Here is a 19,690-nt window from a genome sequence, read left to right as displayed (position 1 = left end):
CATGACGAACTTCACCGACCGCCATGGCGCATCGCTCCCGCTCCCTGCCCCCGAGGCCGAGGCGCAGGTGCGCGCGGACGACCGCGGCCACGTCTTCCACTCCTGGAGCGCCCAGGGCCTGATCGATCCGCTCCCCGTGGCCGCGGGAGAGGGCTCGACGTTCTGGGACTACGCCGGCAACGCCTACCTCGACTTCTCGAGCCAGCTCGTGAACCTGAACCTCGGTCACCAGCATCCCGATCTGGTCGCCGCGATCCAGCAGCAGGCGGGGCGGCTCTCGACGATCCAGCCCGCGATGGCGAACGACGTGCGGGGCGAGCTCGCCCGGCTCATCGTCGAGGTCGCGCCCGAGGGCTTCGAGAAGGTCTTCTTCACCAACGGCGGCGCCGAGGCCAACGAGTACGCGGTGCGCATGGCGCGTCAGTCGACAGGCCGCCACAAGGTGCTCTCGATGTACCGGAGCTATCACGGGTCGACCTCGACCGCGATCTCGCTGACGGGAGACCCGCGGCGATGGGCCAACGGCACGCCCGACTCGGGAGCCGTGCGCTTCTTCGGCCCCTACTTCTATCGTTCGCCGTTCCACGCCGAGACTCCCCAGCAGGAGTCCGAGCGTGCACTCGCCCACCTCGAGCAGACGATCCAGCTCGAGGGCCCACAGACAATCGCCGCGATCATCATCGAGACCGTGGTCGGCACCAACGGCGTGCTCGTGCCCCCGCCCGGCTACCTGCAGGGAGTCCGCGAGCTCTGCGACCGCTACGGCATCGTCTACATCGCCGACGAGGTCATGGTCGGATTCGGGCGGCTCGGCGAGTGGTTCGGCATCGACGCATACGACGGGCGTCCCGACCTGATCACCTTCGCCAAGGGCGTGAACTCGGGCTACGTGCCGCTCGGCGGCGTCGTGATCTCGGAGCGCATCGCCAAGGCGTTCGACACCACTCCCTTCGCCGGCGGCCTGACGTACTCGGGCCACCCCCTCGCGTGCGCCGCGGGCGTCGCGACGTTCGAGGTGTTCCGCCGCGACGGCATCCTCGAGCGCGTGCGCGACCTGGGCGAGCGCATCGTCGAGCCGACGCTGCGCCGCTGGGTCGACACCCACCCGAGCGTCGGAGAGGTGCGCGGGCGCGGCCTGTTCTGGGCGGTCGAGCTCGTGCGCGACAAGCAGACTCGCGAGCCGCTGGTGCCGTTCAACGCGAGCGGAGCGGATGCTGCGCCGGTCGCTGCCTTCGCCGCCGCCGCGAAGAAGGCCGGCGTCTGGCCGTTCACGCACTTCAACCGCATGCACGTGGCACCGCCGCTCGTGATCAGCGAAGACGACCTGGTGCGCGGTCTCACCGTGCTCGACGAGGCTCTCGCCGTCGCCGACGAGGCAGCCACGAGCTGACCGCAGCCGCTGCTGCGCGGGTTCAGATCAGGAATCCGCGCAGCAGCGCTTCGGAACCTGCGAGGTGATCGCGCATCGCGGCCTCGGCGACGTCAGGCCGCCCGGCGAGGATAGCGGTGACGACGCGCTCGTGCTGCTCTCCCGAGTGCTGGATGTTGCGCGGCATCAGCGGAAAAGTGTCGAGCCACGCATTGACGTCGGCCCTGTTCTCGGCGACGAGCGCGACGAGCGACGGCACGCCGGCCGCCTCGGCGATCGCGAGGTGCAGCAGGGTGTCGAGGCGGCGGTACTCCTCGGGCCCGGCCGGCAGTGCCGCCTCGTGCCTCGCCCGCAGGTCGGCGCGGGTCGCGGCATCCAGCGTCCGGCTCGCGGCCGCCCGCACCGCACCGGTCTCGAGCACGAGACGGAGTCCGAGCACGTCATCGACCTCGGCCGGGGTCACGGGTCCGGCATCCGAGGGCTGCGGCAGCGGATCGGCGACGAACGTGCCGCCGTACCGCCCGCGCTTGGGCACGAGGTAGCCGGTGTCGGCGAGCTCGCGGATCGCCTCCCGGACGGTGTCGCGGCTGACGCCGAAGGACGCCGCGAGCTCACGCTCCGGCGGCAGCGACTCCCCCGGCGCGACGACGCCGAGGCGGATGGTCTGCACGAGGCGAGCGACCGCATCCTCGAGGGCATTGCCTCGGCGCAGCGGCCGATATACCGCCCGGCGCACCGCGACGAGATCGCCGTCGGAAGGGTGCTCGCTCATGCTTCTCAGCCTGTCACAGCGACATGATCCCGCTTCACAGCGGGGTGACGTAGGCGTTGGTGATGCCGCCGTCGACGACGAAGGCGCTGGCGGTGATGAACGACGAGTCGTCCGAGGCGAGGAAGGCCACGGCGGCGGCGAGCTCCGACGGCTCCGCGAAGCGCCCCATCGGCACGTGCACGAGTCGGCGCTGTGCGCGCTCGGGATCCTTGGCGAACAGCTCCTGCAGCAGCGGGGTGTTGACGGGTCCGGGGCACAGGGCGTTCACGCGCACTCCCTGTCGAGCGAACTGCACACCGAGCTCGCGTGACATCGCGAGCACACCGCCCTTCGACGCGGTGTAGCTGATCTGCGAGGTCGCCGACCCCAGCAGGGCGACGAAGGAGGCGGTGTTGATGATCGATCCCCGCCCCGCCGGCACCATGTGGCGAAGCGCCGCTCGACTGCAGAGGTACACGCTCTTGAGATTCACGTCCTGCACCCGATCCCAGGCCGGCAGCTCGGTCGTCTCGATCGAGTCGTCGTCGGCGGGTGAGATGCCCGCGTTGTTGAAGGCGATGTCGATGCGACCGAACTCCGCGGCGACCCCGTCGAAGAGCGCGTTGACCTTGGTCTCGTCGGCGACGTCGACCGGACGGAACGCACCGCCCACCTCGGCCGCGGCCGCTTCGCCCGTGGCCGGATCGACGTCGGCGATGACGACGAACGCGCCCTCGGCGGCGAAGCGCTGGGCGGTGGCGAAGCCGATGCCGCTCGCGCCTCCGGTGATGATGGCGACGCGGTCCTTGAGGCGCTGGGTCAGATCGATGGTCATGTGTGTTCTCCGTTGCAGGGTGGGGATGCGGGAATCTGTGGGCGTGATCAGTCGTCGGTCGCGAAGAAGACGTTCTTCGTCTCGGTGAAGTGCTCGGCGGCGTCCGGTCCGAGCTCCCGCCCGAGGCCCGAGGCCTTCATGCCACCGAACGGCGTCGCGTAGCGCACCGAGGAGTGCGAATTCACCGACAGCACGCCGCTCTGCACGCCGCGCGAGACGCGCACGGCGCGGCCGAGGCTCTCGGTCCAGATCGATCCGGCGAGACCGTAGGCGGTGTCGTTCGCGAGACGGATCGCGTCGGCTTCGTCATCGAACGGCATGACCGCGACGACCGGGCCGAACACCTCCTGCTGTGCGATCCGGTCAGAGGGATCGGCGAGCACCACGGCGGGGGCGAACCAGAAGCCGTCGCCCTCGGGTGCGCTCCCGCGGAAGGCGATGTTCGCGTCGTCGAGGAACCCCGACACGGTGTCGCGGTGCGCGGCAGAGATGAGCGGGCCCATATCGGTGTCGGCGCTCGACGGGTCGCCCACCCTCCAGGCGGCGACAGCGGGCTCGAGCAGTTCGAGGACCCGGTCGTAGACCGATCGCTGCACGAGCAGTCGGCTGCGGGCGCAGCAGTCCTGCCCCGCGTTGTCGAACACCGACCCCGGAACCGCCGCGACGGCCTTCTCGAGGTCGGCATCCGCGAAGACGATGTTGGCGCTCTTGCCGCCGAGCTCGAGGGTGACCGGCTTGAGCGCCCTGGCGCATCCGGCGGCGACCTCGATGCCGACCTCGGTCGATCCGGTGAACACGACCTTTCGGACGTCCGGATGCTCGACGAGCCGCTGCCCGACCACCGAACCGGAGCCTGTGACGACCTCGAAGAGCCCTTCGGGAAGGCCCGCTTCGAGGGCGAGCTCGCCGAGGCGCATGGCCGTGAGAGGCGTGAGCTCGGCCGGCTTCAGCACCACCGCGTTGCCTGCGGCGAGCGCCGGCGCGAACGCCCACGCCGCGATCGTCATGGGGAAGTTCCACGGCACGATGACTCCGACCACGCCGTACGGGTCGTGGAAGGTGACATCGAGTCCGCCGGCCACCGGGATCTGCCGACCCGAGAGCCTTTCGGGGTCGGCCGAGTAGTAGTTGAGCACCTGGGCGACGTGGCCGGCTTCCCAGCGCGCGGAGCCGATCGGATGCCCGGAGTTCAGAACCTCGAGCTGCGCGAGCTCTTCCGCGGCGGCCTCGACCGTGCGTGCGAACGCACGCAGCGCATCGGCTCGAGCGACCGGGGCGAGGGCAGCCCATCGCCGCTGGGCGACCACGGCGCGGGCGATCGCGGCATCCGTCTCTCCGATGTCAGCCCGCGCGATCTCGCGGATGGCCGAGCCGGTCGACGGGTTGATGACTGTGAACGCGCTCATCGGGCGTCCTCCTTCCGCCGTGCGGCGAACGCACGGGCCTGTGAGACGAGATCGGTGAAGAGCCGCCGGTCTTCGGCGTTCTCCTCGGGGTGCCATTGGACGCCGACGATGTGGCCGGCCGAGGTGTCGACGAAGGCCTGTACGAGTCCGTCGTCGGAGTGCGCTGCTGCGACGAGACCCTCGCCCAGGCGATCGACGCCCTGGTGGTGGTAGCTGTGCACCCGCATCCCGGTCTCGCCGATGATCTCGGCGAGTGGCGTCTCGGTCGACACCTCGACGTCGTTCTCGGCGAAGACACCCCCGCCGATGCGGTACTTCTCGGTGCCGAGCGATTCGGGCAGATGCTGCTGCAGGGTGCCGCCGCGGGCGACATTCACGAGCTGCAGACCACGGCAGATCGCGAGCACCGGGATGCCGCGGCGCTCCGCCGCCTGGAACAGGGCGATCTCCCACGCGTCGCGGTCGACCCTGGCGGGGTCGGTGAGCGGATGCCGGTCCTCGCCGTACAGCTCGGGGGCGACGTCGGCGCCGCCGGAGAGCACGAGGCCGTCCATGCCCGAGATGGCGGCATCCGCAGCATCCGGATCCTGCGGCGGGAGAAGCAGCGCGATGCCGCCGACCGAGGTCACGCTCGTGAGGTACTGCTCGGGCAGGAACGCCGCCCGCACATCCCACACCCCCTGCTGCGCCCGCTCGAGGTAGGTGGTGACGCCGATCAGCGGCGCGGGGTCAGAGGCGCTCGAAGCCACGGATGCGCTCCCAGTCGGTGACGGCCGCGTCGTAGGCTTCCACCTCGATGCGTGCCTGGTTCAGATAGTGCTCGACCACGTCGTCGCCGAACGCCGCCCTCGCGACGGTCGATTCGCTGAAGAGCTTCGCCGCCTCGCGCAGGGTCGTCGGCAGATGGTCGACCGCGTCCTCGTAGGCGTTGCCGGTGAAGCGCTCGGGCAGCGGCAGCTCGTTCTCGATGCCGTACAGGCCGCCCGCGATGATCGCCGAGATGGCGAGGTAGGGGTTCACGTCTCCCCCGGGCACGCGGTTCTCGACGCGCAGACCCGAGCCCGATCCGACCACGCGCAGTGCGCACGTGCGGTTGTCGATGCCCCACGCCACTCCCGTCGGGGCGAAGCTGCCCTTGGCGAAGCGCTTGTACGAGTTGATGTTCGGCGCGAGCAGCAGGGTGAACTCGCGGAGCGTGGCGAGGATGCCGGCGATCCAGTGCTCCATCACCGGGCTGAAGCCGTGCTCGCCGTCTCCCGCCATCACCGGAGTACCCGACTCGTCGCGCAGCGACAGGTGGATGTGGCAGCTGTTGCCCTCGCGCTCATTGAACTTGGCCATGAAGGTGAGCGCCTGGCCGTGCTGCTCGGCGATCTCCTTCGCCCCGTTCTTGTAGATCGCGTGCTGGTCGGCGGTCTCTCGCACCTCCGCATAGCGGAATGCGATCTCCTGCTGACCGAAGTTGCATTCGCCCTTCACACCCTCGCAGTAGAGCCCTGCGCCGTCCATGCTGTTGCGAATGTCTCGCAGCAGCGGCTCCATACGCGTCGAGGCGAGCAGGTTGTAGTCGACGTTGTAATCCGTCGCGGGCGTCAGACCCTCGTACTTGCGCGCCCAGGCGTCGCGGTAGGTGTTGTCGAAGACGATGAACTCGAGCTCCGTGCCCGAGTAGGCGGTCCATCCGCGCTCGGCGAGACGGTCGCGCTGCCGGTCGAGGATCGCGCGGGGCGAGGGTCCGACCGGCTCGCCGTTCTGCCAGACGAGGTCAGCCATGACCAATGCCGTGCCGTCGAGCCAGGGGATGTTGCGCATGGTCTCGACGTCGGGCTTGAGGACCATGTCGCCGTAGCCTCGATCCCACCCCGACATCGCATAGCCGTCGACCGTGTTCATGTCGACGTCGACCGACAGCAGGTAGTCGCAGGCCTCGGCCCCGTGAGCCAGGATGTCCTCCTGGAACAGCCGCGCCGACACGCGTTTGCCGACCAGTCGCCCCTGCGCATCCGCGAAGGCCACGATCACCGTGTCGATCTCGCCGGCGGCGATGCCGGCATCCAGCTGTTCGATGCTCAGGTTGCCCGACATCTGACGCTCCGTTCTCGTGCGGTGAAGCGATCGGCCGACCGGCTTCGCCCTCAGAGTAGATCACCTCGACGTTTAAAGGTAGACGAAACCACCATTGACTGTCACAATCGTCCGCAAGGTGCACCCGGCGCCTGCACGCATGCGAACGGAGAGCGGATGTCCCAGCAGAGCAATGAATCCCGCAAGGTCGCCGGAGCGACCTATACACGCGCCGGGAGTGACTATTTCGAGAAACGCACGCTGAAGAGATCGGCCGGAGTCTGGGGCCTGTGGGGTCTCGCGGTCGCCGCGGTGATCTCGGGAGACTTCTCAGGCTGGAACTTCGGCATCGACTTCGCGGGCTTCGGCGGGATGCTCATCGCCTTCGCCATCCTCGTGGCCATGTACTACGGCATGATCTTCGCGATCGGCGAGATGGCGGCCGCGATGCCGCACACCGGAGGCGCGTACTCCTTCGCCCGCTCGGCCATGGGTCCGTGGGGCGGACTCGTCACCGGCGCCGCCGAGACCATCGAGTACGTCGCCACCACGGCGGTGATCGTCTACTTCTCGGCGTCGTATGCCAACGGGATCACGAGTGAGCTGCTCGGCCTCGAGCTTCCCGGCTGGGTCTGGTACCTCATCCTCTACGTCGTCTTCATCGCCCTGAACTCCGCGGGTGCCGCGATCTCCTTCCGCTTCGCGATCGTCGTCTCGGTGATCTCGATCGGCATCATCCTGGTGTTCTCCGCCATGGCGATCTTCTCGGGCGCGTTCTCGTGGGATGCCCTGTGGGACATCGTCCCCGACGAGGGCCAGACCGCATTCCTCCCGCACGGCGTCCTACCGATCCTGTTCGCACTGCCGTTCGCGATGTGGTTCTTCCTCGGCATCGAGGAGCTGCCGCTCGCCGCGGAGGAGTCGCACAACCCGACCCGCGACATCCCGAAGGCGGGCTTCTGGGCCCGCGGAACGCTCATCGTCACCGGACTCCTCGTGCTGTTCCTCAACACCGGTGTCATCGGCGCCGAGGCCACCGGCACCGCGGGCGAACCTCTGCTCGACGGCTTCCGCGCGATCGTGGGCGACCAGCTCGCCGCCGTGCTCGCCCTGTTCGCCCTCATCGGCCTGCTCGCCTCGTTGCAGGGCATCATGTTCGCCTACGGCCGCAACATGTACTCGCTGTCGAGGGCCGGGTACTACCCGCGCTTCCTCTCGCTCACGGGCAAGCGCCAGACGCCCTGGGTGGCCCTCACTGTGGGTGCCGCCATCGGCTTCATCGCCCTGATCGTGCTCGACGTGCTCACCGCCGTCGACTCCGAGGGTGCGGGCACCGTGGCCGGCGCGATCGTGCTGAACATCGCCGTCTGGGGCGCCGTCGTCGCCTATGGTCTGCAGCTCGTGTCGTTCATCATCCTGCGCAAGAAGTTCCCGAACGTCGATCGCCCCTACGTCAGCCCGTGGGGGATCCCCGGTGCGGTCATCGCGCTCGTGATCGCCGCCCTGATCTTCGTGGGCTTCCTACTGAACCCGACGTTCGGTCCGGCGATCATCGCCATCGCGATCGTCTACGCGATCATCCTGCTCGGCTTCGGCCTGTTCTTCCGGCACCGCCTCGTGCTCTCGCCTGAGGAGGAGTACGCGCTGTCGGGCGGCTCCCACGGCGACCCGCAGGCCGAGGGCTACGACGCCATGGAGGGCGAGGTCTTCGACGGAAAGCGGTGACGCGAGAGGAGCGCGACCGGCTCGACCCTACTTGCGGTCGAAGTCGAACGCCTTGAGAAGCTCGGCGACAGCCTTGTCGCGCTCCTCCCCGCCCTCGTCGAACATGTGCGTCACGTGCGTGCGCAGATGATTCTCGAGCAGCAGACGGTTCAACGACTCCAGTGAGCGCTGGATCGCACGGGACTGCGTGATGATGTCCATGCAGTACTCCTCGTTCTCGATCATCCGCGCGACGCCGCGCATCTGACCCTCGAGGATGCTGGTGCGGTGCAGGGCACGCTTCTTGATGTCTTCGATCACGCTTCGAGGGTATCCCGCGTGAAAGGATGACGTCATGCCGCGAACCCCGATGGCGCTTCTGTCGCCCGCAGACCAGGTACGACTTCGCGCTCTGCGGCGCATGAAGGCAGTGGCTCTCGGCGCCCTGATCTTCATGGCGATCGTGTTCGTGATCGCGTTCGCGTTCCAGGAGCGGCAGCCGTGGCTGGGCTACGTGCGTGCTGCCGCCGAGGGCGGCATGGTGGGTGCTCTCGCCGACTGGTTCGCCGTGACGGCGCTCTTCCGCAGGCCGTTGGGCCTGCCGATTCCGCACACCGCGATCATCCCGAATCGCAAGGACGAGATCGGCCGGACGCTCGGCGAGTTCGTCGAGACGAACTTCCTCGAGGCCAGCGTCGTGCGCACCAAGCTCGCCAGCACCGCCATCGCGAAGCGCGCCGGCGAATGGCTGCGCGAGCCGGCCCACGCCGAACGTGTCGGCGCCGAGGGAGCGACGATCGCGACCGCCGTGCTCAACGCCCTGAGCGACGACGACGTGCGCGACCTCATCACCGACCTCGCCCGCGAGCACCTCGTCTCGCCCGAATGGGGTCCGCCGGCCGGAGCCTGGCTCGAGAAGATCGTCGAGGCGGATGCCCACCACGGAGCGGTCGACCTCGCAGCCGACAGCATTGCCCGATGGCTGGATGCCAACGCCGAGTCGTTCTCGGGGCTCATCTCGCGGCGGCTCCCCGGGTGGGTGCCGAAGCTCGCGCACCGGTTCGTCGACGACACCGCCTACAACGAGGCGGTCAAGTTCGTGCGCGCCGTGCAGGCCGACCCGAAGCATCCTGCCCGCATCGCCGTCGACGGCTACCTCGCCCGCCTCGCCGACAGTCTGCAGAACGACCCGGAGACCAGGGCGAAGCTCGAGAACGCGAAATCGTCGCTGTTCGACAGCCCCCGCGTGGGCGCCCTCGCGGCCGAGGCGTGGAACACCGCCAAGAACGGACTGCTCACCGCCCTCGCCGAGCCAGAGAGCGGGCTGCGGGTGCGCGCGGCGCAGGCTCTGCAGGAGATCGGCGCGAGACTGACGACGGATGCCGCACTGCAGCACCGCGTCGACACGTGGGTGTCGGATGCCGCCGTGTTCCTCGTCGACCGCTACCGCCACGACATCGCGTCGATCATCACCGACACCGTCGAGCGCTGGGACCCGGTCGAGACGACCGAGAAGATCGAGCTCATGGTCGGCCGAGACCTGCAGTACATCCGCCTGAACGGCACATTCGTCGGCGCCCTCGCCGGCCTCGCCATCTTCACGATCGCGCATCTGCTGATCCCCGGGGTCTGACGTCCGGCATCCGTCGGGCGGGTGGGCGGTTCGGGCGCAGGATCGCCGCCGCATCGAGCGTGCTCGTGAGCGGCGTGATCGCCTTCTTCCTCGGCGGCTCGACGCTGGAGCTCGTACGAGAGCAGTTGCATCTCCTCTGCGGCGTGCAGCCACCCGGCTCGGAGGGAGCGGGCAGCTGGAACTGCAGCGACGGGATCGGCTACCTCGGCATCGGAGGCACTCTCGGCATCATGTGGATCACCCTCGTGCTCGCCGGCTCTCTCCTGGCCCTGACCATCCGTCGCGATCGACCGGCACGACTGGCTCTCGTGCTTCTCGCGGCCCTGTCCACCGCGTGGATACTCGGAGTGACCTGGCACGGGTCGATGACGCTCGTTCAGGATGAGTACGCTCCGATGACCGGGGCGGCGTACTGGGGGCAGGCGATCGGTCCTGCTGCGCTGATCAGCGCAGTCGGTATGGCGATCGCTCTGCTCAGCCTCGCACCTGCGGGGCGGCTCTCCCGAGCTGGGGGGATCGTCGCGAGCGTGTTGCTGGTCGTCGCGACGATTCTGCAGCCCGGGTTGAGCCTCAACCTCGTCCCTGCCGTGGGACTGCTCGCCGCAGCCGTCGTCCGCGGGCTCACCGCCGAGAACCGGAACTCCCCCGCGCGCCTGTCATGAGCGAGTGCGGCGCTACCCGAGGACAGCACCCGCAAGCGTGCGCTCCACGTGGGCTGCGATCCACTCCGAGCGGAACGGGCGACTGCGCAGCAGCCATCGGTGGAAGATCGCTCCGACGAACAGCTCTGCGACGTCGTCCGGTGCGGGCACGCCCGCATCGTTCAGCCGGTGCGAGATGGCGCGCAACTGGGGTGCCATCAGCAGCTCGCGGAACTGGGTGGCGAGTTCTTCGTCGGATTGGAGCTCGGCAGTGACGGCTCGCAGGAGTCGCTCGTGGTCGGGGTCCGTCAGCTCGGCGATCATCCCGACCCCCAGCGCTCGGAGATCGCCCGCGAGATCGCCCGAGTTCGGCACGACGACACTGCCGTCCTCATCGGTGCTGCGCGTCAGGAGTGCATCGAAGAGGATCTCGCCGGTCGACGACCACGACCGGTAGAGAGTCTGCTTGCTCACCCCCGCTCGCGCGGCGATACCCTCCATCGTGACAGCGCCCACTCTCTGGTCTCGAGCCAGCGCCACGACGGCGGCGTGCACCTTGGTTCGGGTCTTCTCGCGGGCCATACTCAGAACTTACCCCAGCAAACGAGACGGAGCGTCCAGTTCCAGGTACGATCGCCTCGTGACATCACCACAGACATGGGTCATCACCGGCGCGGGTCGAGGCCTGGGTCGAGCGCTCACCGAGGTCGCCCTCTCGGCCGGGCATACAGTCGTGGCCACCGTCAGAGGCGCACACACTCTGCCCGATGACGACCGACTGACGGTAGCGACCCTCGACGTCCGCGATCGCGACGCCGCGCGGTCGACCATCATGCAGGTCGCCCAAGACCACGGGCGCATCGACGTGCTCGTGAACAATGCCGGCTACGGCCTGATCGGCGCAATCGAAGAGGCGTCGGAAGAGGATGCGCGAACGATCGTCGACACCAATCTGCTCGGCCCGCTCTGGCTGAGCCAGGCCGCGATCCCGATCATGCGCCGACAGGGAGGCGGGCACATCGTGCAGATCTCCACGGTCGGTGCCGTCGGCACGATGCCGACGCTCGGTCTCTACAACTCCGCGAAGTGGGGGCTGGAAGCCTTCAGTGAGGCGATGGCCGCGGAAGTCGCGAGGTTCGGCATCCGCGTCTCCCTGATCGAGCCAGGCTCGCTCGACACGGAGTGGGCGGGTGCGAGCATGCGGTTCAGCTCCCCCGCGTCCGTCTACGACGCCCAGCGGACCGAGCTCTTCGGCACAGCCGAGGTTCCGTGGCCCCAGGGCGAGTCGGCCGGCGGCACGAGACCGGAGGATGCCGCGGCCGCGATCCTCGCGCACATCTCCGCCACCGACGACCCACGCCTCCGGGTGCTCGTCGGCGATGACGCACCCGGACAAGTCGCCGCAGCGCTCGATCGTCGGATGCAGGACTACTCCCGCGATCCGCGGTTCACGGCCGGGTGACTCTCCGCCCTGACCGGTCACCCGGTCAGGGCGAGCGCGACCGTCCCCCGGCGGGCGCGCTCTGATACCGTGCCCGCATCGGCTCCGTGCCACACACTGCGCGCGGGATGCCGGCATCCCTCGAAGGAGTACGCATGGACTCGCTGCTCTCCGCGAATGTGATCTGGACGCTGCTCGCCGTCGCTGCTTTCGCCATCAACGTGCTCGCGCTGATCTACATCCCGCGGGACCGCAAACCCACCGCGGCGATGGCATGGCTGCTTCTGGTGTTCCTGCTCCCCTTCGCCGGCATGGCGCTGTACCTGTTGATCGGCAACTTCCGGCTTCCGAAGAAGCGCCGCGACGAGCAGCAGCGCATCACGGCGATGATCTCCGACCGCGCGGTCGATCAGGCGGACGCGCAGGCCCCGCGATGGCTGCAGCGTGTCGCACAGCAGAATCACGCGCTCACCGGGCTGCCGGTGGTCGGCGACTCTGCGGCGCAGCTGATCGACGACTATCAGGAGTCCATCGATGCGATGGCGGCGGCCATCGACACCGCTGACCGGTATGTGCACGTCGAGTTCTACATCGCCGCGCGGGATGCGACGACCCAGGGGTTCTTCACAGCGATGGAGCGTGCGGTCGCGCGGGGTGTCACGGTGCGTGTCCTGGCCGACTACATCGCATCGCGAAAGATCGTGAGGTCGGAGGAGACCTTCGCCGAACTCGACCGCATCGGGGTGACGTGGTCGTGGATGCTCCCGGTGCGGCCTCTCAAAGGCGAGTACCAACGCCCCGATCTGCGTAACCACCGTAAGCTCGTGGTCGTCGACGGGACCATCGGATTCGTCGGCTCGCAGAACCTCATCTCCCGCGACTACAACGCCGAGAAGAACATCAAACGCGGATTGATGTGGCAGGAGTTGGTGTCTCGGGTCGAAGGGCCGGTCGTCGCCCAGGTCGATGCTGTGTTCCTGTCCGACTGGCTGATCGAAACCGGTGAGGATCTGTCCGAGGTCGAGCGGGTTCCGGCCTCCGTCGTCCCGAAGCCTGCGTCCGCCGACCTGCACTGCCAGATGGTGCCGAGCGGTCCGGCATACGGCACGGAGAACAACCTGCGGATGTTCCTCGCACTCATCCACGGCGCCACGGAGAAGGTCATCCTCACGAGCCCGTACTTCGTGCCGGATGAGGCGATGGTCTATGCGATCACCTCGGCATGCCAGCGAGGACTCGACGTACAGCTGTTCGTCTCAGAGCTCGGCGACCAGGCCATGGTCTACCACGCGCAGCGCTCGTACTACGAGACGCTTCTGCGTGCAGGAGTGCGCATCTTCCTGTACCCGGCGCCATACATCCTGCACGCCAAGCACTTCTCGATCGACGACGACATCGCCGTGATCGGCTCGAGCAACATGGATATCCGATCCTTCAGTCTGAACTCGGAGATGTCGCTGCTTGTGCGTGGCGAATCGTTCGTCGCGCAGATGCGCGCGGTCGAGCAGAAGTACCGCACGGCCGGTCGAGAACTGACGCTCGAGGAGTGGCTCCGCGAGCCCGCCAAGTCGACCTTCCTCGATGGCATGTTCCGGTTGACGTCGGCGCTGAACTGAGCCGGGAGGATCGTCTCGGCGGTGCTCCGAGTTAGCGCGTGGCGAGTGCCGCGAGCATCTCGATCACGCAGAGGGCAGCGAGCCTGACGGTGCGCATGTCGTCGGTGTCGGCGGTCGCGTCGACCTCGGCGATGTCCGCACTGACCACGCGCGGATCCGTGACGATCGAGCGGACGAGCGCGCGCAGCTCCCACGCGGCGAAACCGCCGGGAACGCTCGCCGGGCACCCGGGCGCTGCGGCTCGATCGGCGGCGTCGACATCGACATCGAGATGGATGCGGGCGGCGGCGCCGGCTCCCGCGATGCGCGTCGCCTCGGCGACCACGTCATCGGTCCCGCGGCGCCGCACCTCGTCGAGGGTGATCACCCGGATGCCCCACTCCGCGGCGCGCGCCGCATAGGCGGCGGAGTTGGCGAAGTCCGCGATGCCGATCTGGACGATCCGGGTCGGGTCGATCCGCTCGCCGTCGGGGGCGTCCTCGATCAATCGCCGCACGGGCGACCCGTTCGAGATGCCGTCGCGCAGGTCGAAATGCGCATCGATCGTGATCAGCCCGGTGGCCCCCGCTCCTCGCGCGACCGGGTAGGTCAGCGCGTTGTCGCCCCCGAGGGCGATCACGAGACGGGCTGATTCAGCGAGCTCGTGCACGCGCGCGACGCTCGCCGCGATGCCGTCCTCGCCGTCGGGCTCGGCCACATCCCCGGCGTCGAGTACGCGCAGCGCCTCACCGAGATCCACCATCGGCGGGCCCATGAGCGTCGCGCTGTACCGGGTCAGCGCCTCCCGGATCGCCGCGGGCGTCGCATGCGCGCCGGTCGGCGACAGCGAGGTGCGCCAGGTCGGAACGCCGAGCAGCACCGCATCCGCATCGTCTCCGGCGGCGAAAGCGGGCCAGGAACCGGCGCGCGGCCAGAGGTCATCGTGCGAGAGAGCCATGGTTCTCCGTTCCTGAAGTCGTTCCTCGTGCCTTCGACGGCGCCGCGAAGACCGCGACTCCGTCCTTCCACACCTGCTCGACGAGCGGCACTCCCGGCCGATACGCGAGATGGATGCGCGTCGGTGCTTTCAACAGCACGAGGTCTGCGCGGGCTCCCACCGCGATCACACCGACGTCGTCGCGTCGCAGCGCCCGTGCTCCCCCGGCGGTCGCCGCCCATACCGCCTCGGCGGGGGTCATGCCCATGTCGCGCACCGCGATCGCGATGCAGAACGGCATGGAGGAGGTGAAGCTCGAACCAGGGTTCGTGTCGCATGCGATCGCCACGGTGACGCCCGCGTCGATCAGTCGTCGCGCATCGGGATACGGCTGCCTGGTCGAGAACTCCACGCCGGGCAGCAGTGTGAGCACCGTGTCCGAGCCGACCAGTGCCGCGATGTCGTCGTCGGTCAGGTAGGTGCCGTGATCGACGGAGGCGGCGCCGAGCTCGACGGCGAGGCGCACCCCGTCGCCCGGGCCGAGCTGGCTCGCGTGCACTCGGGGCATGAGCCCCTTCGCGACACCGGCTTCGAGCACGCGCCGCGACTGCTCGACCGAGAAGGCGCCGGTCTCGCAGAACACGTCGATCCATCTCGCATGCGGAGCACAGGCGTCGAGCATCGGGCCCGTCACCAGGTCGACGTACTCGTCGGCGCGGTCGGCGTACTCGGCCGGCACGACGTGCGCCCCGAGGAACGTGACCTCCGGCGTGACCTCCGCGGCGAGTCGCACGAGACGCTCCTCATCCGCGACGCTGAGCCCGTATCCGCTCTTGATCTCGACCGTGGTGGTGCCCTGCGCGAGCATCTCGTCGAGGAATCCGCGCAGGCGGGCGCTCAGCTCGTCGTCACTCGCCGCTCGCGTCGCGGCGACGGTCGAGCGGATACCACCCGCGGCGTACTTCTGCCCCGCCATCCGCGCCTCGAACTCGGAGGCACGGTCTCCGCCGAACACGAGGTGGCTGTGGCTGTCGACGAACCCGGGGATGACCGCACGACCACCGGCGTCGATGATCTCGTCGGCACCAGGTGCGGCCGGGGGCGCGGCATCCGCCGAGCCCACCCAGGCGATCCGTCCGCCGTCGATCAGCACGGCTGCATCGTGCAACGTGCCGAAACGGTCTCCCTCGGTCGAGCCGACGTTGGTCGTCAGCTCTCCGATGTTCGTGATCAGCGAGGTGCTCACAGCATCGGCACCTTCAGGCCGCGCTCGCGAGCGATGTCGCGAGCATGCTCGTATCCTGCGTCGACGTGGCGCATGACTCCGGTGCCGGGGTCGTTGGTCAGCACGCGTTCGAGCTTCTCGGCGGCCAGCGCCGAGCCGTCCGCGACGCTGACCTGGCCGGCGTGGATCGAGCGTCCGATGCCGACTCCGCCACCGTGGTGAAGCGACACCCACGAGGCGCCGGATGCCGTGTTGAGCAGGGCGTTCAGCAGCGGCCAGTCGGCGATGGCGTCAGAGCCGTCTTTCATGGCCTCGGTCTCGCGGTACGGCGACGCGACGGAGCCGGAGTCGAGGTGATCCCGGCCGATCACGATCGGCGCCGACAGCTCACCCGATGCGACCATCTCATTGAACTTGAGGCCGGCGAGGTGGCGCTCCTTGTATCCGAGCCAGCAGATACGCGCGGGCAGCCCTTCGAAGTGAACCTTCTCGCCCGCCTTCTCGAGCCACCGGTGCAGGGCCTTGTCGTCGGGGAAGAGCTCGGCGATCGCGCGATCGGTCTTGTAGATGTCCTCGGGGTCGCCCGAGAGAGCTGCCCAGCGGAAGGGCCCACGGCCCTCTTCGAACTGCGGCCGGATGTACGCCGGCACGAAGCCGGGGAACTCGAATGCGCGGTCGAAGCCGCCCAGCTGCGCCTCGGCGCGGATCGAGTTGCCGTAGTCGAAGACAGCGGCCCCGGCATCCTGGAACGCGACCATCGCCGACACGTGCTGCGCCATCGACTCGCGAGAGCGGCGGGTGAACTCCTCGGCATCCCGTTCGGCCTCGGCCTTCCACTCGGCGACCGAGATGCCGATCGGCAGGTATGCGAGCGGATCGTGAGCGCTGGTCTGGTCGGTGACGATGTCGATCGGCACGCCCCGACGCAGCAGCTCGGGGAAGATCTCTGCGGCGTTGCCGACCACGCCGACCGAGAGCGCCTCGCCGGCCTGCTTCGCTGCGACGACCCGGGCGACGGCCGCGTCGAGGTCGGTCGTGTACTCGTCGAGGTATCCGTGCTGCACCCGGCGTGCGAGGCGCGACTCGTCGACGTCGACGATCAGCACGACTCCGTCATTGAGCGTCACTGCGAGCGGCTGCGCACCACCCATGCCACCGGCTCCGCCGGTGAGGGTCAGCGTGCCCTTGAGCGAGTCCCGGTCGAGCGAGCGGGCGACGGCCGAGAAGGTCTCGTAGGTGCCCTGCAGAATGCCCTGGGTTCCGATGTAGATCCACGAGCCGGCGGTCATCTGGCCGTACATGATCAGACCGAGCTCTTCGAGCTTGCGGAACTCGGGCCAGGTCGCCCAATCGCCCACGAGGTTCGAGTTGGCGATGAGCACGCGAGGTGCCCACTCGTGCGTGCGGAAGACACCGACCGGCTTTCCCGACTGCACGAGCAGAGTCTCGTCGGGTTCCAGTTCGTCGAGGGTGCGGACGATCGCGTCGTACGCCTCCCAGCTGCGAGCGGCCTTCCCGGTGCCGCCGTACACCACGAGGTCTTCAGGGTGCTCGGCGACCTCGGGATCGAGGTTGTTCATGAGCATCCGCTTGGCTGCCTCCGCACCCCAGCTCTTGGCGGTGCGCTGGTTGCCGCGGGCGGCGCGGACCGTGCGTGGCCCTGCCGCGGTGGTGTTCGACGTCGCGGTCGATTCGGGGGTCGTGGTGTCAGTCATTCGCGTGCTCCTTTGCGATGCGGGCGACGGCGCCGGACTGCACGAGTGCGGTCACGGCCTCCATGTCTGGTGAGAGGAAGCGGTCGGGTCCGGGACCCGCCGCGACGGTCCGGACGAGATCGCGCACGGCGCCGGTCGCAGGACCCGCCTGCAGTGGCGCGCGAAGATCGAGGGCGCGGGCGCCGGTGAGGATCTCGATCGCGAGCACGCGACCCAGTCCGTCGATCGCGCGGCGGAGCTTGCGAGCCGCCGCCCACCCCATCGACACGTGGTCCTCCTGCATGGCCGACGACGGGATGGAGTCGACGGATGCCGGAACGGCGAGGCGCTTGAGCTCCGACACGATTCCCGCCGCGGCGTACTGTGCGATCATCAGCCCCGAATCGACACCGACCTCATCGGCGAGGAAGGGCGGAAGGCCGTGGTTGCGCGCGGGGTCGAGCGCGCGGTCGGTACGACGCTCCGAGATCGAGGCGACATCGGCGACCGAGATCGCGAGGAAGTCCAGGACAGCAGCGACCGGCGCTCCGTGGAAGTTTCCGTTGGACTCGATGCGGCCGTCGACGGTGATCACGGGGTTGTCGATCACGCTCGCAAGCTCTCGATCGGCGATCATCGACGCGTAGCCCAGGGTGTCGCGCGCGGTTCCGTGCACCTGCGGCGAGCAGCGCAGCGAGTAGGCGTCCTGCACGCGGCCGTCCTCCGGGCCCTTGTGGCTGTGCACGATCGGCGAGTCTCCGAGGAACGACCGCAGATGCGCTGCGGAGACGGCCTGCCCCGCCTGCGGGCGCAGCGCCATGAGGTCTGCCGCGAAGACGGCGTCCGTGCCGAGCTGCGACTCGACCGACATCGCTGCGGCCATGTCGGCGGTGATCAGCAGAGTCTCGAGATCGTGCAGCGCCAGCACGAGCATCCCGAGCATCCCGTCGGTGCCGTTGATGAGGGCGAGGCCCTCCTTCTCGACCAGCGTGAGCGGCTCGATGTCGGCGGCGACCAGAGCATCGGATGCCGGCATCAGCGTTCCCTCCGCGTCGCGGACGTCGCCCTCGCCCATCGTCGCGAGCGCGATGTGGGCGAGCGGGGCGAGATCGCCGGAGCATCCGAGCGAGCCGTACTCGCGCACGACCGGGGTGATCCCCGCGTTGAGCAGACCCGCGTACGTCTCGACCACGACGGGTCGTACGCCCGTGCGGCCGGAGGAGAGCGTCTGCAGCCGGAGAAGCTGGAGGCCGCGCACGACCTCGCGCTCGACCTCTGCGCCGGTGCCGGCCGCGTGCGAGCGGATCAGGCTCGCCTGCAGCTGCAGGCGGCGATCGGGGGCGATGAAGGTCGTGGCGAGTGCGCCGAAACCGGTGGACACCCCGTAGTGCGGGTGCGGGTCGGCCGCGAGTCCGTCGATGACATGCCGGGTCTCGGCGACCCGCAGGAGCGCTGCGGAGCTGATCGTGACCGGGGCGCCGTGTCGGGCGACCGCGACGACATCGGCGTGGCTCAGGGGGGCATCGCCGACGAGGACGGAGGGCAGTTCGCTCATGTGTCGATTCCACACCCGACGGGTCGCGTGCGACAGGTGATCGTGGGATCCTGTGTCTGTGATCCCAGACAAAGTAGAGACCGTCGCTCAGGTGCCGGCGGCCCAGAACACCCTGCGGATCCTGAGCTATCTGGCGGGGCGACCAGCACCCGTCGCTGCGTCGGCGATCGCGCGCGAGCTCGAGCTGCCTCGGTCGACCGTGTACCACCTGCTCACCACCCTCGCGGCGCACGGCTTCGTGCTGCACATGAAAGAGGATCGACGCTGGGGCCTGGGCACCTCGGCGTTCGAGCTCGCGGGCGGATACGCCCGACAGCAACCGCTCGCGCGGATCGGGCGGCCACTCGTCGCCGCTCTCTCGGATCGTCTCGGCGAGAGCACGCACCTGGCGGTGATGAGCGGCGGCGACGTGCTCTACATCGTCGAGGAACGCGCGCCACGGAGGCAGGCTCTCGTCACGGATGTCGGCGTCCGCCTTCCCGCGCACCTCACCGCCTCGGGGCGGGCCATGCTCGCGGCGCTCCCCCGCGAGCAGGTGCGAGCGCTGTACCCGAGTGCGTCCGCATTCCCGGATCGCACGGGACTCGGTCCGCGAAAGCCGAGCGAGTTGCGTGAGCTGCTGCGCACAGTGAGGGAACGCGGCTACGCGACCGAGGACAGCGAGGTGGCAGACGGACTGCGCAGCGTCGGCGCCGTCGTCCGCGATCACGCGGGCTGGCCCGTCGCCGCAGTCGCGGTGACCTGGGCGGGCGGCGAGCTCGACGAGCGCACGCTCGCGGATGCCGTCATCGAAACGGCCGCGGTGCTCGAGTCCCGCCTGAAACGCTGACCCGAGAGTCC

18 protein-coding genes are annotated in these 19,690 nt (G+C 68.9%); 7 read left to right on the top strand and 11 right to left on the bottom strand.

Annotated elements, in window-relative coordinates:
- Position 1 precedes the first annotated feature (1 nt).
- Positions 2-1,390, top strand: a complete 1,389-nt coding sequence (locus ACQ4LY_RS08090; RefSeq protein ID WP_431075503.1) for an aspartate aminotransferase family protein — start codon at positions 2-4, stop codon at positions 1,388-1,390.
- Between the two features lie 22 nt (positions 1,391-1,412).
- Here ACQ4LY_RS08090 and ACQ4LY_RS08085 read toward each other — a convergent pair whose 3' ends face one another.
- Genes ACQ4LY_RS08085 through ACQ4LY_RS08065 form a run of 5 tightly spaced genes read right to left on the bottom strand, consistent with a single transcriptional unit; the run spans position 1,413 to position 6,446 of the window.
- The gene (locus tag ACQ4LY_RS08085) at positions 1,413-2,141 is read right to left on the bottom strand and encodes a FadR/GntR family transcriptional regulator (RefSeq protein WP_431075502.1); all 729 of its coding nucleotides are present in this window, start codon (positions 2,139-2,141) and stop codon (positions 1,413-1,415) included.
- A gap of 34 nt (positions 2,142-2,175) precedes the next feature.
- Positions 2,176-2,955, bottom strand: a complete 780-nt coding sequence (locus ACQ4LY_RS08080; protein ID WP_056313526.1) for a 3-oxoacyl-ACP reductase — start codon at positions 2,953-2,955, stop codon at positions 2,176-2,178.
- Between the two features lie 47 nt (positions 2,956-3,002).
- On the bottom strand, positions 3,003-4,361 hold the full coding sequence (locus ACQ4LY_RS08075) for an aldehyde dehydrogenase family protein (RefSeq protein ID WP_431075501.1): 1,359 nt from the start codon (positions 4,359-4,361) through the stop codon (positions 3,003-3,005).
- Positions 4,358-5,110 (bottom strand): gamma-glutamyl-gamma-aminobutyrate hydrolase family protein, encoded by a 753-nt coding sequence (locus ACQ4LY_RS08070; RefSeq protein WP_431075500.1) that lies wholly within the window; start codon positions 5,108-5,110, stop codon positions 4,358-4,360. The genes ACQ4LY_RS08075 and ACQ4LY_RS08070 overlap by 4 nt, the downstream gene beginning before the upstream one ends.
- Complete coding sequence (locus tag ACQ4LY_RS08065) at positions 5,091-6,446, bottom strand: glutamine synthetase family protein (protein ID WP_431075499.1); 1,356 nt, start codon at positions 6,444-6,446, stop codon at positions 5,091-5,093. Before ACQ4LY_RS08065 ends, ACQ4LY_RS08070 begins: the two co-directional genes overlap by 20 nt.
- A gap of 156 nt (positions 6,447-6,602) precedes the next feature.
- On the opposite strand from ACQ4LY_RS08065, the gene ACQ4LY_RS08060 reads away from it, so the two are divergent.
- Complete coding sequence (locus ACQ4LY_RS08060) at positions 6,603-8,150, top strand: amino acid permease (RefSeq protein ID WP_431075498.1); 1,548 nt, start codon at positions 6,603-6,605, stop codon at positions 8,148-8,150.
- A 27-nt stretch (positions 8,151-8,177) separates the two neighbouring features.
- Here ACQ4LY_RS08060 and ACQ4LY_RS08055 read toward each other — a convergent pair whose 3' ends face one another.
- The gene (locus tag ACQ4LY_RS08055) at positions 8,178-8,450 is read right to left on the bottom strand and encodes a metal-sensitive transcriptional regulator (protein ID WP_056517673.1); all 273 of its coding nucleotides are present in this window, start codon (positions 8,448-8,450) and stop codon (positions 8,178-8,180) included.
- 34 nt (positions 8,451-8,484) lie between these two features.
- Here ACQ4LY_RS08055 and ACQ4LY_RS08050 point away from each other — a divergent pair, with 34 nt between their 5' ends.
- Both ACQ4LY_RS08050 and ACQ4LY_RS08045 read left to right on the top strand, forming a co-directional pair.
- Positions 8,485-9,762, top strand: coding sequence for a DUF445 domain-containing protein (locus ACQ4LY_RS08050; protein ID WP_431075497.1), 1,278 nt, complete (start codon positions 8,485-8,487; stop codon positions 9,760-9,762).
- A 65-nt stretch (positions 9,763-9,827) separates the two neighbouring features.
- Positions 9,828-10,424, top strand: a complete 597-nt coding sequence (locus ACQ4LY_RS08045; protein WP_431075495.1) for a hypothetical protein — start codon at positions 9,828-9,830, stop codon at positions 10,422-10,424.
- 12 nt (positions 10,425-10,436) lie between these two features.
- Here the strand turns inward: ACQ4LY_RS08045 and ACQ4LY_RS08040 are convergent, their stop codons facing one another.
- Positions 10,437-10,985, bottom strand: a complete 549-nt coding sequence (locus tag ACQ4LY_RS08040) for a TetR/AcrR family transcriptional regulator (RefSeq protein ID WP_431075493.1) — start codon at positions 10,983-10,985, stop codon at positions 10,437-10,439.
- A 58-nt stretch (positions 10,986-11,043) separates the two neighbouring features.
- Here ACQ4LY_RS08040 and ACQ4LY_RS08035 point away from each other — a divergent pair, with 58 nt between their 5' ends.
- Positions 11,044-11,865, top strand: a complete 822-nt coding sequence (locus ACQ4LY_RS08035; protein ID WP_431075492.1) for an SDR family NAD(P)-dependent oxidoreductase — start codon at positions 11,044-11,046, stop codon at positions 11,863-11,865.
- 134 nt (positions 11,866-11,999) lie between these two features.
- Positions 12,000-13,460, top strand: coding sequence for a cardiolipin synthase (gene cls, locus ACQ4LY_RS08030; RefSeq protein ID WP_431075491.1), 1,461 nt, complete (start codon positions 12,000-12,002; stop codon positions 13,458-13,460).
- A 31-nt stretch (positions 13,461-13,491) separates the two neighbouring features.
- Here cls and ACQ4LY_RS08025 read toward each other — a convergent pair whose 3' ends face one another.
- The 4 genes from ACQ4LY_RS08025 to hutH are packed head-to-tail and all read right to left on the bottom strand — an operon-like array spanning position 13,492 to position 18,850.
- A complete protein-coding gene (locus ACQ4LY_RS08025) occupies positions 13,492-14,397 on the bottom strand; it encodes an arginase family protein (RefSeq protein WP_431075490.1) in 906 nt (301 codons plus the stop codon).
- Positions 14,378-15,622, bottom strand: coding sequence for an imidazolonepropionase (gene hutI / locus ACQ4LY_RS08020; RefSeq protein WP_431075489.1), 1,245 nt, complete (start codon positions 15,620-15,622; stop codon positions 14,378-14,380). The genes ACQ4LY_RS08025 and hutI overlap by 20 nt, the downstream gene beginning before the upstream one ends.
- Positions 15,619-17,316 (bottom strand): urocanate hydratase, encoded by a 1,698-nt coding sequence (hutU, locus tag ACQ4LY_RS08015; protein WP_431075488.1) that lies wholly within the window; start codon positions 17,314-17,316, stop codon positions 15,619-15,621. The genes hutI and hutU overlap by 4 nt, the downstream gene beginning before the upstream one ends.
- Positions 17,309-18,850: a histidine ammonia-lyase gene (hutH, locus tag ACQ4LY_RS08010; protein ID WP_431075487.1), complete on the bottom strand. Its 1,542-nt coding sequence runs from the start codon at positions 18,848-18,850 to the stop codon at positions 17,309-17,311. The genes hutU and hutH overlap by 8 nt, the downstream gene beginning before the upstream one ends.
- Positions 18,851-18,902: 52 nt before the next feature.
- Here hutH and ACQ4LY_RS08005 point away from each other — a divergent pair, with 52 nt between their 5' ends.
- Complete coding sequence (locus tag ACQ4LY_RS08005; protein ID WP_431075486.1) at positions 18,903-19,679, top strand: IclR family transcriptional regulator; 777 nt, start codon at positions 18,903-18,905, stop codon at positions 19,677-19,679.
- Positions 19,680-19,690: the final 11 nt, after the last annotated feature.

Source organism: Microbacterium phyllosphaerae (assembly GCF_050628115.1).
GTDB lineage: Bacteria > Actinomycetota > Actinomycetes > Actinomycetales > Microbacteriaceae > Microbacterium > Microbacterium phyllosphaerae_A.
This window is presented reverse-complemented; position numbering and strand designations above follow the sequence as displayed.

Coding starts and splice junctions, on each gene's coding strand:
- ACQ4LY_RS08090 (WP_431075503.1), top strand. CDS start 2: ATGACGAACTTCACCGACCGCCATGGCGCATCGCTCCCGCTCCCTGCC.
- ACQ4LY_RS08085 (WP_431075502.1), bottom strand. CDS start 2,141: ATGAGCGAGCACCCTTCCGACGGCGATCTCGTCGCGGTGCGCCGGGCG.
- ACQ4LY_RS08080 (WP_056313526.1), bottom strand. CDS start 2,955: ATGACCATCGATCTGACCCAGCGCCTCAAGGACCGCGTCGCCATCATC.
- ACQ4LY_RS08075 (WP_431075501.1), bottom strand. CDS start 4,361: ATGAGCGCGTTCACAGTCATCAACCCGTCGACCGGCTCGGCCATCCGC.
- ACQ4LY_RS08065 (WP_431075499.1), bottom strand. CDS start 6,446: ATGTCGGGCAACCTGAGCATCGAACAGCTGGATGCCGGCATCGCCGCC.
- ACQ4LY_RS08060 (WP_431075498.1), top strand. CDS start 6,603: ATGTCCCAGCAGAGCAATGAATCCCGCAAGGTCGCCGGAGCGACCTAT.
- ACQ4LY_RS08050 (WP_431075497.1), top strand. CDS start 8,485: ATGCCGCGAACCCCGATGGCGCTTCTGTCGCCCGCAGACCAGGTACGA.
- ACQ4LY_RS08040 (WP_431075493.1), bottom strand. CDS start 10,985: ATGGCCCGCGAGAAGACCCGAACCAAGGTGCACGCCGCCGTCGTGGCG.
- cls (WP_431075491.1), top strand. CDS start 12,000: ATGGACTCGCTGCTCTCCGCGAATGTGATCTGGACGCTGCTCGCCGTC.
- ACQ4LY_RS08025 (WP_431075490.1), bottom strand. CDS start 14,397: ATGGCTCTCTCGCACGATGACCTCTGGCCGCGCGCCGGTTCCTGGCCC.
- hutU (WP_431075488.1), bottom strand. CDS start 17,316: ATGACTGACACCACGACCCCCGAATCGACCGCGACGTCGAACACCACC.
- hutH (WP_431075487.1), bottom strand. CDS start 18,850: ATGAGCGAACTGCCCTCCGTCCTCGTCGGCGATGCCCCCCTGAGCCAC.